Raw genomic sequence first — 2,813 nt, forward strand, 5'->3', positions numbered from 1 at the left:
GTCATCGACCTGGCCAAGCGCAGCGGCGCCGCGGCCGACCCGTTGATCCGGGACCGCATCGCCCGCGCCTGGTCCGGTCTGGAGGTCATCCGCTGCAACGCGCTGCGGATGCTCGACGGGGTCGCCGTCGGCGCTCCGGGTCCCGAGGCGTCCATCGGGAAGATCTTCTGGGCCACGTGGCACCGGGAGCTGGGTGAGCTCGCCATGGACGTCTGCGGAGCGAGCGGCATGGCGGCGGCCGGTGAGCCCTACGACCTCACCGACTGGCAGCGGCTCTACCTCTTCTCCCGCTCCGACACGATCTACGCCGGCTCCAACGAGATCCAGCGGAACATCATCGCCGAGCGCGTCCTCGGCCTGCCCAAGGAGGTACGCCCATGACCTCGGCTCCACCCCCGTACCTGCCCGGCCACCATCTGCTCACCGGCCGCACCGCCGTCGTCACCGCCGCCGCCGGTGCCGGGATCGGCGGTGCCACCGCCCGGCGGCTGCTGGAGGAGGGCGCCCGGATCGTGATCTCCGACGCCCACGCCCGCCGCCTGAAGGAGTCCGAGGCGGAACTGGCCGCCGAGTTCGGAGCGGACCGCGTCACCGCACTGCCCTGTGACGTCACGGACGAGGCACAGGTCACCGCGCTGTTCGACCACGCCGACGAACACCATGGACGCCTGGACATCGTGGTCAACAACGCGGGCCTGGGCGGCAGCTCCGACCTCGTCGACATGACCGACGAGCAGTGGAACAAGGTTGTCGACGTCACCCTCAACGGCACCTTCCGCTGCACCCGCGCCGCCCTGCGCCGCATGAAGGCCGCGGGCGCCGGCGGCGTCGTCGTCAACAACGCCTCGGTGATCGGCTGGCGCGCGCAGCAGGGCCAGGCCCACTACGCCGCAGCGAAGGCCGGTGTCATGGCCCTCACCCGCTGTGCCGCGGTGGAGGCCGCCGCCTACGGAGTGCGGGTCAACGCCGTCTCCCCGAGCCTGGCCATGCACCCGCACCTCGTCAAGGTGACCACCCCCGAACTGCTGGAGGAACTGACCGGCCGGGAGGCCTTCGGGCGCTACGCCGAACCGTGGGAGGTGGCCAACGTGATCGTGTTCCTGGCCAGCGGCTACTCGTCGTACTTGACCGGCGAGGTCCTGTCGGTCAGCAGCCAGCACCCGTGAGGCGAGAATGGCCCGGTGGCAAACAGCAAGAGCAGCAGTGACCTCAAGAAGAGCTCGGTGAGCCCGCCCGAGCGGCGCGAGGAACTCCTGGCCATCGCGGCCCAGGTGTTCGCCGCGCAGGGCTACAACGCCACCACCGTCCGCAAGATCGCGGACGCGGCGGGGATGCTGGCGGGCAGCCTCTACTACCACTTCGATTCCAAGGAGTCGATGCTGGACGAGATCCTCTCCGGCTTCCTGGACGAGCTCTGGGCGCGTTACGACGCCGTGCTCTCCGCCGGGCTCGGACCCAGGGAAACCCTGGAGGCTCTCGTGACCGAGTCCTTCCGGGAGATCGACCGGCACCTTGCCGCAGTAGCGATCTACCAGAGGGAGTCCAAGCACCTCGTGACCCAGCCGCATTTCGCCTATCTCGTCGAGTCGCAGCAGAAGTTCGAGAAGGCGTGGCTGGGCACGCTGCAGCGCGGAGTGTCCGCCAAGGTCTTCCGTGCCGACCTGGACGTACGGCTCACCTACCGTTTCGTGCGCGACACGGTCTGGGTCGCCGCGTCCTGGTACCGGCCGGGCGGCCGGCACAGCCCCGAGGAGATCGCCCGCCAGTACCTGTCGATGATGCTGGAGGGCATCGCCCTGCACGACTCATAGGCAGTCCTGCCTGTCGCAGACAGAGAGAAGGAGACGTCATGGCCGAGGCCTACATTGTCGAAGCGGTGCGCACCCCGGTGGGCCGGCGGGGCGGCGGACTGTCCGCCGTCCACCCGGCCGACCTCGGCGCACACGTGCTGACCGCGCTGATGGAGCGCTCCGGCGTCGACCCGGCCGCCGTCGAGGACGTGGTGTTCGGCTGCCTCGACACCGTCGGCCCGCAGGCCGGTGACATAGCGCGCACCTGCTGGCTGGCCGCCGGACTGCCCGAAGAGGTGCCCGGTGTGACCGTCGACCGCCAGTGCGGATCCTCGCAGCAGGCGCTGCACTTCGCCGCACAGGGCGTCCTCTCCGGTACCCAGGACCTGGTCGTCGCCGGTGGCGTGCAGAACATGTCCCAGATCCCCATCGCCTTCGCCACCCGTCAGGCCGCCGAACCGCTGGGCCTGACCGAGGGCCCGTTCGCCGGCTCGGAGGGCTGGCGGGCCCGCTACGGCGACCGGCCGGTCAACCAGTTCCTCGGCGCCGAGGAGATCGCCCGCAAGTGGGACATCACCCGGGAGGCCATGGAGGAGTTCGCGCTGCGCTCCCACCAGAGGGCCGTCCGGGCCATCGACGAGGGCCGCTTCGACCGGGAGACCGTCGCGTACGGTGACGTGGCCCATGACGAGGGACCGCGCCGTGACACCAGCTCGGAGAAGATGGCGGGACTGCAGCCGCTGGTGGAGGGCGGCCGGCTGACGGCCGCCCTCTCCTCCCAGATCTCCGACGGCGCCTCGGCCATGCTCCTCGCGTCCGAGCGGGCCGTACGGGAGCACGGCCTGACCCCCAGGGCCCGTGTCCACCACCTCTCGGTGCGCGGCGAGGACCCGATCCGCATGCTGTCCGCGCCGATCCCCGCCACCGCGTACGCCCTGAAGAAGTCCGGGATGACGCTCGACGAGATCGACCTGGTCGAGATCAACGAGGCCTTCGCGTCGGTCGTGCTGGCCTGGCTGAAGG

General features: G+C 70.5%; 4 protein-coding genes. All 4 read left to right on the forward strand.

Going from position 1 to position 2,813, the window contains the following annotated elements; genetic code table 11:
• The coding region (locus ACFTZL_RS20160) for an acyl-CoA dehydrogenase family protein (protein ID WP_382584411.1) at positions 1-381 on the forward strand (381 nt) is incomplete at its 5' end.
• Entirely contained in the window at positions 378-1,166 is a 789-nt protein-coding gene (locus tag ACFTZL_RS20165) for an SDR family oxidoreductase (RefSeq protein ID WP_382584414.1), read from the forward strand. The genes ACFTZL_RS20160 and ACFTZL_RS20165, both read left to right, overlap by 4 nt.
• Before the next feature lie 15 nt (positions 1,167-1,181).
• Positions 1,182-1,811 carry a TetR/AcrR family transcriptional regulator gene (locus ACFTZL_RS20170; RefSeq protein ID WP_382584417.1) on the forward strand — a complete coding sequence of 210 codons (630 nt, stop codon included), beginning with the start codon at positions 1,182-1,184 and terminating at the stop codon, positions 1,809-1,811.
• 38 nt (positions 1,812-1,849) lie between these two features.
• A partial coding sequence (locus ACFTZL_RS20175) for an acetyl-CoA C-acyltransferase (protein WP_382584420.1) occupies positions 1,850-2,813 on the forward strand: 964 nt, incomplete at its 3' end.

Origin of the sequence: Streptomyces sp. NPDC056948 (assembly GCF_042674225.1) — a bacterium.
In the GTDB taxonomy this organism is placed as follows: domain Bacteria; phylum Actinomycetota; class Actinomycetes; order Streptomycetales; family Streptomycetaceae; genus Streptomyces; species Streptomyces purpurascens.

Bases quoted from the DNA above. Each gene is read 5' to 3' on its own strand.
- ACFTZL_RS20165 (WP_382584414.1), top strand. From the start codon at position 378: ATGACCTCGGCTCCACCCCCGTACCTGCCCGGCCACCATCTGCTCACC.